The sequence below is a fragment of the Mycobacteriales bacterium genome (genome assembly GCA_035533475.1).
Lineage (GTDB): Bacteria > Actinomycetota > Actinomycetes > DATLTS01 > DATLTS01 > DATLTS01.
The window spans coordinates 1-18,419 of the sequence record DATLTS010000033.1 but is presented as its reverse complement, the minus strand read 5'-3'; the positions used below and the strand labels follow the sequence as shown (position 1 = coordinate 18,419).

At 71.1% G+C, this 18,419-nt stretch carries 19 protein-coding genes; 6 read left to right on the top strand and 13 right to left on the bottom strand.

The genetic code is table 11. The features are described from left to right. Window positions 1-37: 37 nt before the first annotated feature. Together VNG13_07325 and VNG13_07320 are read right to left on the bottom strand one after the other, a co-directional pair. Window positions 38-367, bottom strand: coding sequence for a hypothetical protein (locus tag VNG13_07325; protein HVA60333.1), 330 nt, complete (start codon window positions 365-367; stop codon window positions 38-40). A gap of 55 nt (window positions 368-422) precedes the next feature. Next, complete coding sequence (locus tag VNG13_07320; protein ID HVA60332.1) at window positions 423-1,220, bottom strand: AIM24 family protein; 798 nt, start codon at window positions 1,218-1,220, stop codon at window positions 423-425. Window positions 1,221-1,330: 110 nt separating this feature from the next. On the opposite strand from VNG13_07320, the gene VNG13_07315 reads away from it, so the two are divergent. Continuing rightward, on the top strand, window positions 1,331-2,860 hold the full coding sequence (locus VNG13_07315) for a hypothetical protein (GenBank protein HVA60331.1): 1,530 nt from the start codon (window positions 1,331-1,333) through the stop codon (window positions 2,858-2,860). Here the strand turns inward: VNG13_07315 and VNG13_07310 are convergent. The 3 genes from VNG13_07310 to VNG13_07300 are packed head-to-tail and all read right to left on the bottom strand — an operon-like array spanning window position 2,769 to window position 6,160. After that, window positions 2,769-4,310: a phospholipid carrier-dependent glycosyltransferase gene (locus VNG13_07310; protein HVA60330.1), complete on the bottom strand. Its 1,542-nt coding sequence runs from the start codon at window positions 4,308-4,310 to the stop codon at window positions 2,769-2,771. The two genes, VNG13_07315 and VNG13_07310, sit on opposite strands and share 92 nt — an antisense overlap. A 25-nt stretch (window positions 4,311-4,335) precedes the next feature. After that, window positions 4,336-4,884 carry a methyltransferase domain-containing protein gene (locus tag VNG13_07305; GenBank protein HVA60329.1) on the bottom strand — a complete coding sequence of 183 codons (549 nt, stop codon included), beginning with the start codon at window positions 4,882-4,884 and terminating at the stop codon, window positions 4,336-4,338. 52 nt (window positions 4,885-4,936) lie between these two features. After that, entirely contained in the window at window positions 4,937-6,160 is a 1,224-nt protein-coding gene (locus VNG13_07300; GenBank protein HVA60328.1) for a glycosyltransferase family 2 protein, read from the bottom strand. Window positions 6,161-6,401: 241 nt separating this feature from the next. On the opposite strand from VNG13_07300, the gene VNG13_07295 reads away from it, so the two are divergent. After that, on the top strand, window positions 6,402-7,832 hold the full coding sequence (locus VNG13_07295; protein HVA60327.1) for a hypothetical protein: 1,431 nt from the start codon (window positions 6,402-6,404) through the stop codon (window positions 7,830-7,832). A gap of 7 nt (window positions 7,833-7,839) precedes the next feature. Here the strand turns inward: VNG13_07295 and VNG13_07290 are convergent, their stop codons facing one another. After that, window positions 7,840-8,328, bottom strand: coding sequence for a peroxiredoxin (locus VNG13_07290; GenBank protein HVA60326.1), 489 nt, complete (start codon window positions 8,326-8,328; stop codon window positions 7,840-7,842). A gap of 82 nt (window positions 8,329-8,410) precedes the next feature. Between VNG13_07290 and VNG13_07285 the strand changes: the two genes are divergently transcribed. Next, window positions 8,411-8,725, top strand: a complete 315-nt coding sequence (locus VNG13_07285; GenBank protein ID HVA60325.1) for a DUF3618 domain-containing protein — start codon at window positions 8,411-8,413, stop codon at window positions 8,723-8,725. Window positions 8,726-8,731: 6 nt separating this feature from the next. On the opposite strand, the gene VNG13_07280 is transcribed toward VNG13_07285, so the two are convergent. The 3 genes from VNG13_07280 to VNG13_07270 form a co-directional block, all read right to left on the bottom strand. Then, window positions 8,732-9,652 (bottom strand): SDR family oxidoreductase, encoded by a 921-nt coding sequence (locus VNG13_07280; GenBank protein ID HVA60324.1) that lies wholly within the window; start codon window positions 9,650-9,652, stop codon window positions 8,732-8,734. Window positions 9,653-9,752: 100 nt separating this feature from the next. Then, the gene (locus VNG13_07275; protein ID HVA60323.1) at window positions 9,753-10,883 is read right to left on the bottom strand and encodes a CaiB/BaiF CoA-transferase family protein; all 1,131 of its coding nucleotides are present in this window, start codon (window positions 10,881-10,883) and stop codon (window positions 9,753-9,755) included. 8 nt (window positions 10,884-10,891) lie between these two features. Continuing rightward, a complete protein-coding gene (locus VNG13_07270; GenBank protein ID HVA60322.1) occupies window positions 10,892-11,233 on the bottom strand; it encodes an RNA polymerase-binding protein RbpA in 342 nt (113 codons plus the stop codon). Window positions 11,234-11,333: 100 nt separating this feature from the next. Between VNG13_07270 and VNG13_07265 the strand changes: the two genes are divergently transcribed. Further along, window positions 11,334-12,095 (top strand): SDR family oxidoreductase, encoded by a 762-nt coding sequence (locus VNG13_07265; GenBank protein ID HVA60321.1) that lies wholly within the window; start codon window positions 11,334-11,336, stop codon window positions 12,093-12,095. Here VNG13_07265 and VNG13_07260 read toward each other — a convergent pair. The 4 genes from VNG13_07260 to VNG13_07245 form a co-directional block, all read right to left on the bottom strand. Next, complete coding sequence (locus tag VNG13_07260) at window positions 12,066-13,661, bottom strand: AMP-binding protein (protein ID HVA60320.1); 1,596 nt, start codon at window positions 13,659-13,661, stop codon at window positions 12,066-12,068. The genes VNG13_07265 and VNG13_07260 overlap by 30 nt on opposite strands. 33 nt (window positions 13,662-13,694) lie before the next feature. Beyond that, window positions 13,695-14,207, bottom strand: coding sequence for a PaaI family thioesterase (locus VNG13_07255; GenBank protein HVA60319.1), 513 nt, complete (start codon window positions 14,205-14,207; stop codon window positions 13,695-13,697). Window positions 14,208-14,323: 116 nt separating this feature from the next. After that, window positions 14,324-16,303: a DUF4012 domain-containing protein gene (locus tag VNG13_07250; GenBank protein HVA60318.1), complete on the bottom strand. Its 1,980-nt coding sequence runs from the start codon at window positions 16,301-16,303 to the stop codon at window positions 14,324-14,326. Window positions 16,304-16,379: 76 nt separating this feature from the next. Continuing rightward, window positions 16,380-17,120, bottom strand: coding sequence for a hypothetical protein (locus VNG13_07245; GenBank protein HVA60317.1), 741 nt, complete (start codon window positions 17,118-17,120; stop codon window positions 16,380-16,382). 155 nt (window positions 17,121-17,275) lie between these two features. Between VNG13_07245 and VNG13_07240 the strand changes: the two genes are divergently transcribed. Together VNG13_07240 and VNG13_07235 are read left to right on the top strand one after the other, a co-directional pair. Beyond that, a complete protein-coding gene (locus VNG13_07240) occupies window positions 17,276-17,476 on the top strand; it encodes a hypothetical protein (protein ID HVA60316.1) in 201 nt (66 codons plus the stop codon). A 29-nt stretch (window positions 17,477-17,505) separates the two neighbouring features. Next, on the top strand, window positions 17,506-18,282 hold the full coding sequence (locus VNG13_07235; GenBank protein HVA60315.1) for a pirin family protein: 777 nt from the start codon (window positions 17,506-17,508) through the stop codon (window positions 18,280-18,282). Window positions 18,283-18,419: the final 137 nt, after the last annotated feature.

Genomic DNA, 18,419 nt, shown 5'->3' with positions numbered 1-18,419 from the left:
GTGCCGCCGAGCCGATAAGTTTCGCGGCCCGCTCGGGTCAGCCGTCGATGGTGAAGTCGCCCGGCTGAACGCCCGGCTGAACGCCCGGCTGAACGCCCGGCTGTGGCGCAGCCGGGCCATCGCTGAGGTCGATCGGCCCCTGTGTTGCGGCATGCTGGTCGATCGCGCTCACGGCGGTGGCCACCGCCGTGCCCGGACCGCCCTGCCGTTGCTCGGCGTAGACGGCGGCCCCGAGGTCGCGGAGCAGCTTGTCGAGCTGCTTGCGGGCCTGCATCGTGTCGAGCTTGGCCTGACCCTGGGCCACCCCCTGCTGGGCCTTCGTCACCGCTTGTTCGGCCTGTGCCTTGACCTTGTCCAGAAAGCCCATCTGCTTTTCTCCATCTGCCCGGCGACGGTCCGAAGGGCCGCCGCTTCCGGTGTGCCTAGAGCAGGTCCCCGAGCCCGCCGAGATTGCCGAGTCCGGACTTGCGCTCCTCGCCCTGGCCGCGCATGTGGCCTTCCAGGGTTCGGGCCAGGGCCTGGATCGTGAACGACTGGATCAGGACCTGGCCGTCGCCGGTCAGCGTGGCGACGGTGGCGCCGTCGCCGAACACCGCGTTCATGGCGGTCTGGGTCCCGAGGCCGCCGATCCGCTCGACGCTGTAGGAGAGGGTGTCTTGGAAACCCACGATGCAGCCGGTGTGTACCTGGATCGTTCCGCCGTATTTCGCGGGGTTGAGATCGATGAAGTTCCCGGCCGCCGCGATGACCACGGTGCCGGGCCCGGTGAAGTGTTCGAGGACGAAACCCTCGCCGCCGCGCAACCCGGCGCGCAGGCCGGTGAAAGCGATGTCGAAGCCCACCGTCGACTCGGCTGCGACGAAGGCCCCGTGCTCGGTCATCCAGCCGGTGCCGGGCTCGAGCTCGAGGATCCGCATCTCACCCGGGATGACCCCGGCGAAACTGACCAGGCCGTTGCCTCCCATCGTGGTGAAGTACTCGAATGCCAGGCGCTCGCCGGCCAGCACCCGCTTGCCCACGTCGAGGGCCTTGCCGAGCAGCCCTGCCTTGGCCGCCGGAGCCCCCGCCTGGTTCCCGGCTGGGGCGCTGAGTCGCGTCTCCAGCGAAACGTTCTGGGTCTTCCAGAGAAACTTCCCGGGCTCGGCGTAGACGGTCTGTCCCGGGGTCAGCTGGCAGAGCACGCTCTGCACGGCGTTACCGCTGATCTTGTTCGTGATCATGCGACCCTCCCGCAGCACGGCGAGCATATGACCGTGCGGCGCAGCGCGTACAGCGGTCCAGGCGCACATGGGAGGATGTCCGGAGCCCGGCGCACCGAACGGAGGGAAGGGTGGTCGCGGACGCACCTGGTCATCCGGTGCTGCGCCGCCCGGCTCGCAAGCTCGCCCGGCTCGCCCGCGAGCACCGGCTGTTCGCTGCTTTGCTCCTGGGCGGACTCGCGATTCGTACCTTGGTGCAGTTCGCCTACCGACCTGCGCTGATCTTCCCCGACTCGGTCGACTACCTGCACACCGTTCAGCACCTGGCCCCCCCGGTCGCCCGGCCGATCGGGTATCCGCTGTTCCTGTGGGTGGTCGACGGGGCGGCCCGCTCGCTGTTCGCGGTCCCCGTGGTCCAGCACCTGCTCGGCCTGTTGATCGCGGGCCTGGTGTACGGCGTGCTTCTCCGGCTCGGGGCTCCGGTCTGGGCCGCCGCACTGGCCGCCGTGCCCGCCCTGTTCGACGCGTTCGAGCTCAACCTCGAGCAGTGGGTGCTGTCGGACACCCTGTACACCGCCCTGCTGCTCCTGGCGCTCGTCGTGCTGGTCTGGCACCCGCGACCATCCCCGGCCAGATGTGCGGTGAGCGGCCTGCTGTTGGCCGCGGCGGTGCTGGCCCGACTCGACGGGCTGGTCATCATCGCGCCGATCGTGCTGTACGCCTTCGCCCGTCAGACGGCACGCCGCCGTCGCTTCGCCGCCGCGGGGGCGGCGCTGGCGGCATTCGCCGTTCCGCTGCTCGGCTACGCCCTGTGGTTCCAGGCGGCCAACGGGAGTTTCGGTCTCAGCCAGTACGACGGTCTGATCCTTTACGGGCGGATCGCCCGCTTCGCCGACTGCTCGAGGGTCCCGATCCCGGGCGGCCTGCGGTTCCTCTGCCCGACCCAGCCGCTGGGCCATCGCGAGATCACCGACTGGTACGTGTGGAACAAGAAGTCACCGGCTCGGATCTACCTGCACTACCCGAGCGCCGATTCCGACGCCGTCGTTCGAGCCTTCGACCTGCGGATCCTCGAACACCAGCCGCTGGACTACGTCCACGCGGTTCTCGCCGACTTCTGGCACAGCTTCGCGCTGACCCGGGCGGCGCGGCCGACCGACTCCCCGACCGACGCCGCACTCGCCTTCCCGGTCGGCTACCCGGTGCTCAGCATGGAGACCCCGCCGGCCCCGTCGACGAGTCGTTTTCTCGCGCAGTTCGGCGGCGGCCCCCGGACCGGCAGCCTCCCGCTGACCAGATTCCTCCACGGCTACCAGCGGGTCATCGAGACACCCGGTCCCGTCGTCGGGGGGTTGATCCTGCTCGGTCTGGCCGGTGGGATCGCGGCGGGCCGGCGACGGCGGGTGTGGCCGTCGGGTCCCGCGCTGCTGTTCAGCGTGTCGTCCATCTCGGTGCTGGGGGTCGCGATGGCTACGGCCGAGTTCAGTTGGCGCTACACCATCCCCGCCCTGCCCCTGGCCCCGATCGCGGGCGTGCTCGGCGTGATGGCGCTCGTCGCGCGCCGAAGGCTCAGCTCGCCGGCGGAGCCGATCGACTCTCCCGTGCCCCGGTCTCCAACCGAGCCGCCGGCGGTGAACTCGCGCGGCCGCGCCAGCAGGTGACGGCGAGTGCACCTGCCGCCGGCGCCAGCGCGAGCGCCGGCAATGTGTAGCGCCAGGAGAACTGCGAACCGGCAACCGCGACACCGAGCAGGGCGAGCGCGCTGAACGCGAAGAGCAAGCTCGGCCCGCGCAGCTCCGGACGCCGGGCCCGGCCCACGCCCATGCCGGCGAGCATCCCGGCGAGCAGCAGCACGCCGACCAGGCTCCCCGGCGTTTCGATGTCGCGCCGGTAGCCGTGCAGGAAACCGGCGAGCCCCGGGTTCACCCGCATCGGACCGCCGCCGTAGGGCCGGATGAAGGCGGCCGGTGGCACCGGCAGCCGTGACTCCGTCGTCAGCTTCGGCAGACCGGGCCCGAAGTTGAACACGCCGTCGGTCGGCGGATCGGTCGCCCGGGTGGAGCGGGTGGGGGAGAAGTCGCGCCAGAAGTCGCTGAGGACCGCCCCGACGAAGGCCCCCGGCTGGTGGCGGATGATCCGCTCGGCGAAGTCGGTGAGGATCGCGTGGCTCACGACGATCGGAAGGACTTCCGCCGGGGACTTCGGGTTCCAGATGTACCAGTCGCTCACCGGCCGCTGACCCGGTGGCTGGGTCGGGCACAGGTAGCGTTCATCGACCGGGATCGCGGCGGTTCGGCAGTCCGCGAACCGGGCCACCCGGCCGTAGAGCCAGAGGCCGTTGTAGTCGCTCAGGTTGAACGACCCGTGCTGGGTGTCGTAGAGCGACGCGTAGCCGACGATCGGGAGCGTGAACGCCGCGATCAGTGTGAGCGCGCTGACCAGCCGGACCGACCACCGCCTGCGTTGCAGCAGCAGGTAAACGAGTACCGGCACGAACAGCAGCAACCCGTCGAGCCGGATGACGACGGCGAAGGCCAGCAGGAGCCCGGCCACGACACAGCGGGCCGGTGTCGGTGCTCGCCATGCGATCACGGTCAGCGCCGCGGTGAGCACGAAGATGAAGGCGATGTCGGCCATGACGAACTGCTCGAGGGAGAGCCAGAGCGGGTCGACCAGAACCGGCAGGGTGGCCAGCGCGGCCGCCCAGCGCGGAACCCTGAGCCGCACGAGCAGCGCGTAGACCATGGCGGCGGTCGCGAGCCCGAGCCCGTGCTGAACCCAGGAGACGGCGGCCAGGTTGTGCGTGGTCGCATGCAGCACCGCCAGCAGTGCTGGGTACCCGCCCGGCCGGAAGTTCGACAGCTGGAGCGGATGCGCCGAACTGTCGAGGTAGACGTAGGAATCCGGGAAGAGCAGCGCCGGAAGGTAGGCCAGCTCGACGATCACCCGAAGCACGAGGCCGCCGGCGAGGAGCCCGAGGAACAGCGCGTTCCGTCGCGCGACGCCGCGCAGCGCCGACCCGGCGGACCGCCGCGGCGGGGCGGCCCCGACTGCCGCCTGGGGCGACGGGGATTCGATCGTCGCGGGGTCCGCGGCGGTCATGTCCGGCATTTGCGCTCCTGCGTCGGCCGCCGGGTCATCGTCGCACCGACTCGAACACGAACAGGTGGTTCAGGCCGAGCTGGAAGCGGCGATGGCAGAGCAGCCGCAGCCCGGTGGTGCCGAAGAAAGTGGGGACCGTCGCCGGGTCGAATCCGTGGTGCTGATGCAGCTCCATCCCGTCCAGCAGGTGCAGGGCGATCCCGACGTGCAGGATGTGATCCACCAGCGGGGAAGGGGTGGTCAGGATCAGTCGGCCTCCCGGGGTGAGCATCCCGGGCACGCTGGCCGCCCACTCGCGAAGGGTGTCGTCATCGAGGTGCTCGACCACGGCGAGCATGCAGATCGCGTCGAAGCGCTCGTCCGGTCCGATGATCGACGGGAATTCGCCGGTCCGCCGTTCGAACGGCGGGCTCAACCGGATGGGACTGTCGAGGAGATCGACCCCGACCCCCGATGCCAGGCGACCCTCCCCGAACAGCGCTCCGTCCGAGCACCCGACGTCGAGCACGTGCGCCCCGGGCTGGATCCAGGGCAGCGCCTTCGCGATCCGCTGGCGTTGCAGGTAATGGTCCACGGGTTTCATTTGCTGGTCCTGTCCGGGTTCGGGTCGGGAGCGACGGCGGCGGCCGGTGACGCTAGTCCGCCGAGCCGCGTCGGACGCCGAGCAGGCTGAGGAAGAAGCTGGCCAGGATGGTCTCGACCCCCAGGGTGAGCGCGGTGGCCGAGGGGATCGCCAGCCGCAAAGATTTCGACGGGTCGAGCGGCCCGAACGACAGCGCATCCCAGTTGGTGAAACCGACGACGGCCCCGACGAGGCCGGCCAGCACCAGCCCCGCTCCGACCAGGAGTCCGGTCTCCAGCCGGACCCGGGCCAGGAGCCAGGTCATCCGGGCGTCGGCCGGCAGCAGCCCCTCGGTGATCGCGAAGACCTTGCCCAGGACCGCGAAGAGCACGGCCTGGTAGCCGATGCCGATCATGATGCCGGCGTAGAGCAGCGTCTGGATGTCGAGGCCGACGTGACCCAGATAGCGGGTGGCGGGGAGAAGCCAGATCATCACCCCGGTGCCGGCCAGCATGAGGATCAGCCCGGGGTAGAGGAACAGCCACCTCGGGCTGCACAGCAGCAGGAACGTCAGGTGGCGCCAGCCGTCCCGCCAACTGCGCAGGTGCGGCGGTCGCGAGCGCCCGTCCGGGCGGAGCGTCGTCGGCACTTCCGAGATCTTGAGGTCGTGCAGCGTCGCTTTGACGATCATTTCGCTGGCGAACTCCATCCCGGTGGTGCGCAGGTCGAGCCGCTGGATCGACTCCCGGCGGAACCCCCGCATCCCGCAGTGGAAGTCCCGGATCCGGCTCCGGTAGAACAGGCGGCCGAGGAACGACAGGGCTGGATTTCCCAGATAGCGGTGCAGCGCCGGCATCGCGCCGTCGGAGATTCCGCCCTGGAACCGGTTGCCCATGACGAGCTCGTCGCCGGCCCGGAGCCGGGCGAGGAACGGTTCGAGGGCGGTCAGGTCGTAGCTGTCGTCGGCATCGGCCATGATCACGTACCGACCGTGCGCGGCCCTGATACCGGCGCGAAGGGCGGCGCCGTAGCCACGGACCGGCACCCGCACCACCCTCGCACCGGCGGCTTCGGCGATCTCCGTCGAGCCGTCGGTGCTGCCGTTGTCGGCGACGATGACCTCACCGACGACGTCGAGCGCCCGGAGTGACTCGCGTGCCTTGCCGATGACCGTCGCGATCGTCTCGGCCTCGTCGAGGCAGGGGATCACGACGCTGAGCTCGATGGTCTCGCCGAGCGGGGGGTCGGAGTGGAGCGAGAGCACCTGCGGGTCCGCGGGCGTCCACAGGCGGGCCATTCCTCCTCCTCCGACGGGTCTCTGCCGAGGATATGCCCAACGTCCCGGGGGCCAGGCCGGCCACTGTTACCCTGAGGGCCAACTGTCGGCCTCGCAGGGGTGAGCGCGGCGCGGTGTGCGAGCCGGCTCCGCGCAGGGAGGACCGGACCTGTCTGGGTGGCGTTCTGGCCGGGTTCGGCGGCGGCTGCCGGCGGCTTACCGCAGGCTCCGCGGCGCTCTGCCCGGCCCCCGCGGCCACCTCGTGTTTCTCGTCGCTTTCGGGTTGGCGGCGGTCGTCCGGGGCATTGCGATGTTCGCCTATCGACCGGTGCTGTGGTTCAACGGGGACTCCTTCGAGTACATGGCGGTGGCACACCGGCTCCGCCCGTACCGGATCCGACCGGACGGGTATCCCGCGTTCCTGCGTCTGCTCCAGCCCCTACCGCACGATCTGGCAGTCGTCGCCGGGCTTCAGCACGCCATGGGACTAGCCGTCGCCGCCCTGCTCTACGCGCTGATGCGCCGGCACGGGCTCCCCGGATGGGGGGCCACGCTCGCGGTCCTCCCGGTCCTGTTCGACGCCTACCAGATCGAACTCGAGCACCTCGCCGTCAGTGACCTGCTCGCCATGCTGGTGGGGGTCGCTGCGCTCGTCCTGGCCCTGTGGTGGCGACGGCCGCCGTTCTGGGCGGCCGCGCTCGTCGGTCTGCTGCTCGCCGCCGCGCTTCTGGTCCGGACGGCGACGCTGCCCGTGGTCGGGCTGGTCATGGTGTTCCTGCTCGCCCGGCGGATCGGGTGGCGTCGGTTTGCCGTCGCGGGCGCCGCCCTAGTGTTGCCGCTGACCGCCTACGCCGGTTGGTTCGATGCGAGCAACGGCAGCTTCCGAACGCTCTCCAGCGACGGGATCTTCCTCTATTCCCGGGTCCAAACCTTCGCGACCTGCCCGACGCTGCACCTGCCGGCCGTTGACCGGATCCTCTGCAACGCGACCCCGGTAGCCCAGCGGCCGTCGCCCGAGTGGTACATCTGGCACTCCGGCTCACCGCTGTACCGGCTGCCCGGAGCGACGTTCAGCAACGGCAAGAACGCGCTCGCCCTGAGCTTCGCGGAACACGCCATCGAGCAGCACCCGCTGACCTATCTGCGAACCTCCTGGTCGGACGTGTGGCGGGCCTTCCGGGTGCACCGGACGACCTTTCCGAACGCCATCACCACCGAGCAGTACTCGTTCAGCTACTCGCCGACCGAGATCCCGATGGACCGCGTGTACGTGCCGCCGGACACCGCGTTCGCCGACACCACCTGGTACGCGCACGGGACCCCACCGGTCACCCGGGTCAACCACGCCCTCGCGGCGTTCCTGATCCGCTACCAGCGCTGGATCGCGCTCCCCGGCCCACTGCTCGGCGTGCTCTTCGTCATTGCGGGGTTGGGCATCGCGGTGGGCTGGCGGGACCGGACGAGCTGGACGTGCGCCACCGTGCTCGGGCTGTCCGCCGCCGCGTTGCTCGCCATGCCGGCGCTGACCGCGGAGTTCGACTATCGCTATGTCCTGCCGGTCGTGCCGCTGATCTCGGTGGCCGCCGCCTTCGCGGTGAAGGCGATCGCCTCCAGCCACCGGCGGGATCTACGGTCCGGGCTTGCGGTCGGCGGTCCGGCGCAGGCGGAGGCCGCCGAGCCGGCCGAGGTCTGATCGACCCTCAGCCGAGCAGGTCGCGGCGCAACCGGTCGACGTGCCCGGTGGCCTTGACGTTGTGGTAGCCCGCCTCGACCACGCCCTCGGCGTCGAGCACCACGGTCGAGCGGATCAGCCCGACGGTCCGCCGGCCGTAGTTGAGCTTCTCGCCCCATGCGCCGTAGGCGGCGGCGACCGTGTGGTCGGGGTCGGAGAGTAGCGGGAAGGTCAGCGCCGCACTGTCCCGGAACCGGCGCAGTGCCTCCGGCGGATCCGGCGAGATCCCGACCACCGCATATCCGGCCGCCGTGAACTCGGGTAGCCGGTCGCGGAAGTCGGTGGCCTCGCGCGTGCACCCCGGCGTTGCCGCTGCCGGGTAGAAGTAGAGGATGAGCTTGCGGCCGCGGAAGGACGACAGGCCGGTCGGCCGACCCTCGGCGTCGGGGAGTACGAAGTCGCCGGCTCGGTCGCCGACCGCGGGCCGGGCTCCGGCCGGGCCGGCCGAGGGGGGCATGTGTGCTCCTGACGTCGAGCGGAAAGACTAACCTCGTCGCCCATCGATAATGTCGTCCGGGCCGACCCGCGGAGGAGGAGCAGTGGCTGAAGCCCAGGACCCGGCCGCGATCCAACGGGAGATCGAGGCCACCCGCGCCGAGCTCGCCGTGACGATCGACGCGATCGCCGACCGGGTGAGCCCGCGGCGAGCGGCGGCGCGCGGGGCCACCCGTGTGAAAGCGGTGGTCAACGGGGGTCGGAACCCGTCGGCGAACGGGCACCGCCCGGTGCCCGGCGGCTACCTGCCGGTACCGGAGCCGTCTCGGGTCTGGCGGGCGGATCGGCTCGCCTTGGTCGCGGTCCTCGTGGCGGTGGCGGGCGCGGTTGCCTTCGCCGTCAGCAGGCGTCGGGGCTGAGCGGGTTCAGCCGCGGGTGCCGAGCATCGACGAGTTCGGGGCGGCGCTGCGAACCAGGTCGGGGATCACCTCGGTGAGCTCGCCGGGCTCCCAGCGGGCCTGGTGATCGACCGACGGACCGTTGACCCAGCCCTCCGACACCGAGATGTAGCCACCGACGACGTAGAACACCCGCCCGGTGACCTCGCGCGAGAGGGGGCTGCCCAGCCAGACGGCCAGCGGCGAGATGTTCTCCGGGGCGAGCGGCTGGAACTCGGCCTCCTTCGCCTTGTCGGCCATCCCCTGCACGAAGGGGAGGTCTTCGGTCATCCGGGTCAGGGCGGTCGGCGCGATCGCGTTCACGGTCACGCCGTAGCGCCCGAGTTCCTGCGCCGCGATGATGGTGAAGGCGGCGATGCCGGCCTTCGCCGCGCCGTAGTTGGTCTGCCCGACGTTGCCGAACAGTCCGGACGGTGACGACGTGTTGATGATCCGGCCGTCGACCTGCTCACCGGCCTTGGACCGGTCCCGCCAGTAGGCCGCCGCGTGCCGGGCCGGAGCGAAGGTCCCCTTGAGGTGAACCTGGATCACCGCATCCCACTCCGCCTCGGTCATGTTGGCGAGCATCCGGTCGCGCAGGATCCCGGCGTTGTTGACCAGGACGTCGAGCTGACCGAAGGTGTCGACCGCCTGGCGCACGAGGCGCTCGGCGCCGTCCCAGCTGGAGATGTCGTCGGTGTTGGCCGCGGCCTCGCCGCCGGCGGCGACGATCTCGTCGACGACGGTCTGGGCCGGTCCGGCGGAGCTTCCGGAGCCGTCCCGGCTCCCGCCGATGTCGTTGACCACGACCTTGGCGCCCTCCGCGGCGAAGGCCAGGGCATGCGCCCGGCCGATGCCGTTGCCGGCGCCCGTGACGACCACGACGCGTCCTTCGCAGATACCGCTCACGTGCCAGTTCCTCCTCGTGACGTTCATCCGTGCCGGTACCCGGCGGGGACCACTGTGCCAAAGCCGGTACCGGCGGCGAGTGGGGCCCCCGCCCGGGCCGTCATGCCGGGTCGGCGGCGGAGCCCTCGACGCCCCAGGAGCGGAGCAGGTCGGCGGCGCTCGGAACCGCCGACGGTTCCGGGCGCCCGGTCGGGCTGGCCGAGAAGCGCGGTGCGGGCGCCGGCAGCACCTGCCCGTCGACCATGGTCAGGGTGCCGCGCGCGGCGAGATGCGGATGGTGAGGCGCCTCGTCCAGGCTGAGGACGGGGGTCACGCAGGCGTCGAGGTCGGCGAACATGGCGGCCCACTCGTCCCGGGGCCGTGCCCGGAACGCGGCCGCCAGCGCGTTGCGCAGAGCCGGCCAGGACGCCCGGTCGAGCTGGGCCGGAACGGCTTCCATCCCGAGGCGCTCGACGAGCACGCGGAAGAACTGTGACTCGAGCGCCCCGACCGCCACGAACTTGCCGTCCGCGCACTCGTAGCTGTCGTAGAACGGCGCCCCGCCATCGAGCAGGTTGGCCGCCCGGTGGTCGGACCAGGCCCCGAGCGCGAACATCCGCCAGAGCATGGTCATGAGGTAGGACGCGCCGTCCACCATGGCCGCGTCGACTACCTGCCCGGCGCCGCCGACCCCACGGTGCAGCAGCGCGGCGAGCACCCCGACGACGAGGAACATGCTGCCGCCACCGAAGTCGGCGATCAGATTGAGCGGCGGCACCGGCTTGTCCGGGCCGCCGATCGCGTGCAGCGCCCCGGTCAGCGACAGGTAGTTGATGTCGTGTCCGGCCCGGGCGGCCAGCGGTCCGGACTGACCCCATCCGGTCATCCGGGCGTAGACGAGCCGGGGGTTGCGGGCCAGGCAGACGTCCGGCCCGAGCCCGAGCCGCTCGAGGGTGCCCGGTCGATACCCCTCGACGAGGACGTCCACCCGGTCGAGGATCCCGAGCAGATCGCGCACCGCGTCCGCATCCTTGAGGTCGACCGACAGCGCCGGCCGGCCGTGCGCCAGCCCGTCCGCACCACCGGGCGGTTCTCCGGCCCGGACGATCCGGAGAACCTCGGCGCCAAGGTCGGCGAGCAACGTGCAGGCGAGCGGCGCCGGCCCGAGCCCGGCGAATTCGAGGACGCGGATCCCGGCAAGCGGTCCCGGTGGCCCTGGCCCCCCCGGCGGCCCCGCCCCCCCCGGTGGCACCGTTGCGGTCAGCGGCGGCGCGAGCGCAGCGCCTGGAGGGCCTCGTCGAGCAGCTGGTCTCCCTCGGCCTCGGTGCGGCGCATGAGCAGGTACTCGAGCGGTGTCTTCGGCACCACCGTTCGCGGTGGCGCGGCGGGCGGCGCCTCGGCCGTCGGTCCGGCCGGGTTCCCGCAGGTGTCGCACGGCCACACGTCGGGGGCGGCGACGGTAGACGCGAAGTGCGGTTGGGACTGGTGCCCGGAGGAACACCAGTAGGTCACCTCGTAGCGCGGTTCGAGCGCTCCTCGATCCGGCTCCCCGCTTCGCCCGGCACCGACCCGGCTGCCGCGGAAAACACCGGACCTAGACATGCGGCCTACTCTCGTTCCGCCAGAATGCCCGCGACGCCCGGGCGCCCGCCCAGCTTAGCGTCACAGGGTCGTGATGACGCCCCCGAGTCAGGAGGATTACGTGAGCAGCGACTTCAGCGGCCAGGTTGCCATCGTCACCGGTGCCACGCGCGGCATCGGCCTGGCCGTCGCCCGGGAGCTCGTGAGCCGGGGCGCCCGGGTCGCCGTGACGGCTCGGAAGGCCGAAGAGCTCGATCGCGCGGTCCACGACCTCGGTGGCGAGGAAGTCGTGCTGGGCGTGCGGGGAGGAGCCGACGACCCGGAGCATCAGGCGGCCACCGTGGCCACGGTGCTCGACCGGTTCGGCCGGATCGACCTGCTGGTCAACAACGCCGCGGTCAATCCGCACTTCGGCCTGTTGACCGAGGTCGACCCCGGTGTCGTGCGGAAGACCTTCGAGGTGAACGTGCTCGCCCCGTTGGCGTGGACCCAGCAGGTGTGGAACGCCGGACTGCGCGACCACGGTGGGTCGATCGTCAACGTCGCCTCGATCGGTGGCCTGCGCAGCGGCCCTTTTCTCGGCGTCTACAACATGACCAAGGCCGCCCTGATTCACCAGACCCGCCAACTTGCCCAGGAGCTCGGGCCGGACGTCCGGGTGAACGCGGTCGCGCCCGCGGTGGTGAAGACCCAGTTCGCCCGCGCCCTGTACGAGGGTCGGGAGGAACAGGCGGCGGCGGCCTACCCGACGAAGCGACTCGGCACGCCGGAGGATGTGGCCGGGCTGGTCGCCTTCCTGCTCTCCGCGGAGGCGTCGTGGATCACCGGCGAGTGCGTGGTGATCGACGGGGGACTACTCGTCTCCGCCGCCTGGCCGTCCTGAACCGTCGGTGAGCCGACCGCGCAGCGCCTTGCGGTCGAGCTTGCCGACGCTGGTCAGCGGGACCGCGTCGAGCAGGTGGATTTCCCGGGGGTATTTCGTGGACGCCAGCCGATCCCGGGCAAAGCCGAGCAGCTGTTCGGGCGTCGCCTCGGCACCGGGACGCAGCGCGACGAAGGCGACGACCTCCTCGCCGAGTCGGGGGTCCGGCCGGCCGACGACGCCGGCCATCGCCACCGCCGGATGGGCGAGCAGCACGTCCTCGACGTCGCGCGGGTAGACATTGAAGCCGCCCCGGATGATCAGGTCTTTCTTCCGGTCGACGACGTAGAGGTAGCCGTCCGCGTCGAGGTGGCCGATATCCCCGGTGTGCAACCAGCCGTCGACCAGCGTCGCAGCGTTCGCATCGTCCGCGCGCCAGTAGCCGGCCATGACCCCCGGCGACCGGACGCAGATCTCGCCGTCCTGCTCGATCGGGAGGTCGAGGAGGCCGTCGTTGAGGATACGAATGTCGTAGCCGGGAATCGGTGTTCCTACGCTGCCGATCCGGCGCTGACCAGGTCGGGTCACCGAGATCACGGCTGCGCTCTCGGTGCAGCCGTACCCCTCGAGCACCTGGCAGCTGGGGACCCGTCGCTCGAACTCGAGGATGGTCTCGCGGGCGAGTGGCGCGGCGCCGCTGCCGACGTAACGCAGCGCGCCGAGATCCGCCTCCTCGAGCGGTTGGGCGAGCAGCATCTGGAGCATGGCCGGCACCAGGCTGGAGCGTTGGATGCGATGTTCGGCGCAGAGCCGGATCCACTCGACGGGGTCGAACCAGCGTTGGAGCACGTTGAAGCCGGGTTCGACGGCGTGCAGACCGACGACGTACACGATCATCCCGTAGGCGTGCGAGAGCGGCAGCGGCAGCAGCCCGCGGGTGACGCCGGGCACGTACGAGGCTTCGTGGGCGCTGCGGGCGCAGAAGAGCAGGTTCTGGTGGGTGAGCATGACCCCCTTCGAGCGCCCGGTCGTGCCGCCGGTGTACATCAGCGTCGCCAGATCGCTGCCGACCCGGTCGACGATCGCGCCCTCCGCCTCCGCCTCGAGCTCGCCGAACGCGACGACGTCGTACCCGGCCGGGACCCGGGCCGACGCCGGTTCCGACGCTGGTTCCGGGGCCGGTTCCGGGGTGGGCCCCGCGACGATCACCCAGCGCACGGTCGGGCTGTGTTCGACCGCAGTCACGACCGTGGTCAGCAGCTCTGTGGTGGTGACGACGGCGACGGCTTCGGAGTCGACGAGGATGTGTTGCAGCTCGGTCGGCGTGATCAGGAACACGACTGGCGTGACGACCGCCCCCGCCGCCCACACCGCCCCGTAGGTGATGCCGACCTCGGGGCAGTTGGCCATGAGGATGACCACCCGATCGCCCGGGCGGATGCCGCACCGCACCAGCCCGGCCGCCGCCCGGCGGGCCCGCGCGAACAGCTCACCGGAGCGGTGCGCGCGCCCTTCGAACCACAGTGCCTCGTGGTCACCGAGCCGGTCGAAGGTTTCCTCGGCCAGCTCGGCCAGGGTGTCCTGCATGGGTCACCTCGGGGTCGGTGATCGGTGGGCTGCTCAGCCCCGAGCGTCATCCGGTGGGGCACCGGTCCGGTCGGCCGGCCCGGACCGCCCGGCCGGGCCGGCGCCGGGCAGCACGATCTGGGTGCAGCGGCTCGTGGCGAGCAGGTGATCGGAGCTGTCGAGGAGCTCGGCCGAGCAGAACACGACGCGCTGGGTGCGCCGCACGACGCTGCCGGTGGCCCGGAGCGATCCGGGTCGTGACATCCGTAGGAACTCCACCCGCAGGTCCGCGGTCAGGAACACCTGGTCGCGGTCGAGCACGGTCCAGCAGGCGCCGCCCATGGCCGCGTCGAGCAGTGCGGTCACCAGCCCACCCTGGACCACTGGGCCGTCCGCGGTGGGGAAGCAGTAGTCCTCGGCGGCTTGCCATTCGATCGTCGTAGTCCCGGGTTCCCACATCGTGCGGCGGTACCCCAACGTGTTCCAGATGTGTGGCGAGTCACGCGGTGCGTTCGCCCAGACGTCGCCGTCAAGGAAACGCTGACCCGGGCTGATCTGCTCTCCCACGGACGCTCCCTCCCCGCGGAAGCATCGCAGCCCCGGCCGACCGGGCCCGTGCCGGGTGGTGCATCGAAGCGCGCTGGCCGGCTGGGCACATCCGGCCGGCCCCGCGCCGGCGGCGGTCAGAGTCGCCCGGCCGGCTGCGGTCCGCTGTTCGTGGGCAGGCTCAGGGGCCGGGCGGCGATCGGCAGCGCGAGCTGGACGTCGCTGAGCTGCGCCTGCTCCAGCGTCGCCTCGTTGCCGGCGACGGACCACCCGGGCGCCGGCTCCAGCAGCAGGTTCGCCGGTGCCGTGACCCGCACGATCAGGTGGGTCGGATGCACGGTGGGTTGCACCGGAAGCTCGAGCGAGTACACCCAGCTGGCCGGGCCGGTCCGGGTCAAGGCGTCCGGGAGCCGGTAGGTCAGCATGAGGAGGGAGGTCTGGCCCGGGAGCACTCGAACCCACTGCTCGGTGGCGATGTAGCCGTCATCGAGCAGCTCGAGCGGCTGGTGCGCGACCCCGTTGACCGACAGGCCGATCGTCTCGGCCCGGCGGGGCAGGTAGTTGGCGATGAAATCGGTGTTCCAGCCGGTGAGGTAGCCGCCGCCCGGGTCGCGGCCTCGACCCGGATAGCGGGGGGCGAGGTTGGTCAGCGCGACGAGCCGGGTGATCTGCGCACTGCCGTCGGGGAGGAGGTTGACGACCGTGCTCACGGTGCGGAACTGGTAGAAGTCGGTTTTGCTGCCGTTGTCGTTCTGCGAGTAGACGGCCGCGAAATCCCCGGTGGTGACCGGGAGCTTGCCGCCCATGTGATGGTCGAGAACGAGCGTCTCCAGTGCCGGGTCCCGGAAATAGAGCTGGAGATGTCGTCCGGGCGCGGCCACGGCCAGGGCGCGGAACTTGCTCAGCAGGTGTCCGCCACGCGCGAGCTCGGAGACCATCGTGGACATGACGAGGTTGTCGAGCCGGTGCCGCAGCGCCGGATCGAATTTGCGGTAGCTGGCCCCGATGAGCACCGGCACGAGGTTCCGGCTGGTCAGCGTCCCGTAGCCCACCGCGTGGATCGGCCCGACCGCCACCAGAAGGTCGGCGAGAGCCTGCGGGTCGAGGGCGATCACGCCGTCGACCGTGGTGCCGAACTGCGCCTCGTAGGCCCGGGACAACTCCTCGCCCGAGATTCGGAAGTCGGGGTCCACATCGGCATTTACGATGCTCGTCACGACCTTGCCGTCGAGCTTGGGCAACCAGGGATCGCCGGGTACCGGCCGCCAGCTCGTGGCGGTGTTGGCGCCGGTCAGATCGGACGTGTGCCCGGCGTTGACGATGTCCAGGCGCCCGCGGGTGAACCGCAGCGCCGCGATCCCCAGGGGCGCCCCGCCGACGAACCGTTCCTCCGCCGGGTTGAGGATGACCACCAGGTAGGTTCGCGGCCCGTGCGCGCCGGCGAAGTCGGGTAGCGCGGAGAACAGGTCGACCAGGCTGCGGATCTCCCCGTCCACACTGTCGATCTGCTCGAGGGCGCGCGCGCGGGCGCTGGTCACCCCTCCCTCGAACAACCCGCCGTGTACCCGGGTCAGGAGCTGCCGGGCGGTGGCCAGCTCGGCGCCGATCTCTCGGGCCTGCTGGCTGGCCCGACCGATCGCCGGCAGGTCGAACTGGGAGTTGTGGAACAGCCCCTTCGTCCCGGTCAGCTGGCCGTAGAGCGCAATCACCTGCTGGGCGGATCGCACGACGAGGTCGGCCGAGCCGAGCAGGCTGTGCAGGTCGGACACGGCGCCGGACAGCACCGGCAGATGCGCCGCGATGCGCAGCGAACGTCCGGCCGCGCCGTGGTCGGCCGACGCGAGCTTCCCCTCCGCCCGAGAGAGCCACTGATCGGCTAGCTTCGTGTTCCCGTTGAGCAGCGCGGCGTGGTAGCTGTTCAGGTCGGAGCGGATGTCCAGCGCCGCGGAGCGGGTGTTCCGGTCGGTGAGGAACAGCGAGATGAGCAGCCAGCCGCAGAAGGCCACGACAAGCAGGAGGCCACCCGCCGCGATCAGCCGGCCGGGCCGGTTCCGCCACCGGAGGGCGTGCCTTTCCGGATCGCGTCGCCGGAGGCGGCGCGAAGCAGCGAAGGTCACGGACCTCCCCCTGTCGGCGGTCTCCGGCCATCCTGGCACAGCGCGATCGTGGGCCGGTTTCGATCCGTTCGGTTGCTCAGGGATGTAGGTCGAGGTCCCCGTTGAGCAGATGCTGCTCCAACCCGCTGGTCCCCGCGAGGCTGGCCTGGCAGGCGAGCGCGACACCGGCCGCCGTGTCTGACGGCGCGGTCCAGATCAGCAGGGTGTAGCTGCTGAAGTCGCCGGCGAGGAGCCGCCGGCAAAAGGTGACCGGGTCTCCGCTGCCCCCGAAGGAGCTGTTCTCGGTGCTCGCGGCGACGATGATCGTTTCGTTGGCGAGCGCCCCGCTGCTGTCGGTGAACGTGCCCTCGCAGTAGCTGTTGACCGCGGCGGTGACCAGGTCCCCGGTCGGGCAGTACCCGCGACCGGCCCTGATCCGGTTCCGGGCGAGCACCTGCCGCGTGAACCAGCTGTTCAGGTCGGCGTAGGACCGGAACCGGGCGTAGTACACCTCCTGCGCCCCCACCTTGGCCGCGACGTCCGGGCCCCGGCAGACGGCCTGGGTCAGCACGCTGCGCGCGAGGAGCTGGCTACCCACCGAAGGGGTGCAGCCGTTGAAGGCGGTCTGCGCGAACAGCCCGGCACTGGCGGGCGAACTGCTCGGCGTGGCCGGTGTCACCACGCTGGTGGGCGACGGTGCGGGTCGGCCGCCGGGCCGGCCGGGCGACCGGCCGGAGGCCAGCGCCAACCCCACCCCGATGCCGGTGGCGGCGAGCACGAGCGCCAGCCCGGCGGCGAGGAGCACCGGTCGGCGCCGGCCCGAGCCGGGCGTGGACATGACCGCCTCCAGCCGAACCGCACACGGACGGGGGTCGCTCTCGCGGCGAGGCTAACAGCGCCGACCGTCCCGCAGCTCGCGGGTCGGATCTGCCCGTCGCCGGCGACGGCGCGGGGCGCCATGATGGGGCGGATGACCACCGACGGAGGAACGCGTTGGAGGCCTCCACCATTCAGCAGATCCGCGATGCGCTGCTGGCCCGGGGATGGGCGACCGCCGAGGACATGGACCGGCATCTTTCCAACGTCGCCAGTGGCAGACTCGACCTCGCCACGTCGCCGATGGTGACGGCCTGGGGGCGCCGTCGGGAAGGACCGGGGCGACGCCAGCCGAGCCGCGGGCCGGACCGGGACTGACCCCAGCCGATTCCCGCAGAGGAGTGTCGATGACCGAGCCGATGCCGGGTCCCCCCGCGGTGGACGTCCGCCGCCACGACGAGCGGTTCCAGACGCAGCTGGCCTGGCTGGACTCGAAGCACTCGTTCTCGTTCTCCCGGCACTACGACCCGGCCAATACCCATCACGGGCTGCTGCTGGTGAACAACGACGACATCGTGACCCCTGGCACCGGTTTCGAGACCCACCCGCATCGGGACATGGAGATCGTCACCTGGGTGCTCCAGGGTTCACTCGTCCACCAGGACTCCACCGGCCACGCCGGCGTCATCTACCCGGGACTCGCGCAGCGCATGAGCGCCGGCCGTGGGATCCTGCATTCGGAGAAGAACGACTCCTGGCTGTTGGCCGGCGGGCCACCCCACAGCGAGCCCGTGCATTTCGTTCAGATGTGGGTGGTGCCGGATCGCAGCGGCGTCACCCCGGGGTACGAGCAGCTGGAGATCGACGACGCGCTGCTGCGCCGGGGGTTGGTACCGGTTGCGTCCGGCATGGCGCGTCATGCCGCGGACTCGGCGATCCGGATCGGCAACAAGGACGCCACGCTGCATGCCGCGCGGATGAACGTCGGTGACGCGCTGGGGCTTCCCGACGCGCCATTCGTCCATCTGTTCGTGGCGCGCGGGGCCGTTGAGCTGGAGAACGTGGGGTCGCTGACCGCGGGCGACGCGGTGCGATTCACCGCCACCGGCGGCCACCGGGTCCGGGCCATCGAACCGGCCGAGCTGCTGGTCTGGGAGATGCACTCGACCCTGGGCGCCGCCTAGCCTCGATCTTTCACGGGAAGTCGCGCGACACGGGGGTTGAGAAGCCGAAAGTGCCTGCCCTGCAAGGGAAAATGGGCTTGTCGAAGAGTCCAACAACCCTCGCAGAGAGGCACCTCGTAGATGCAGAGTAACAGGGG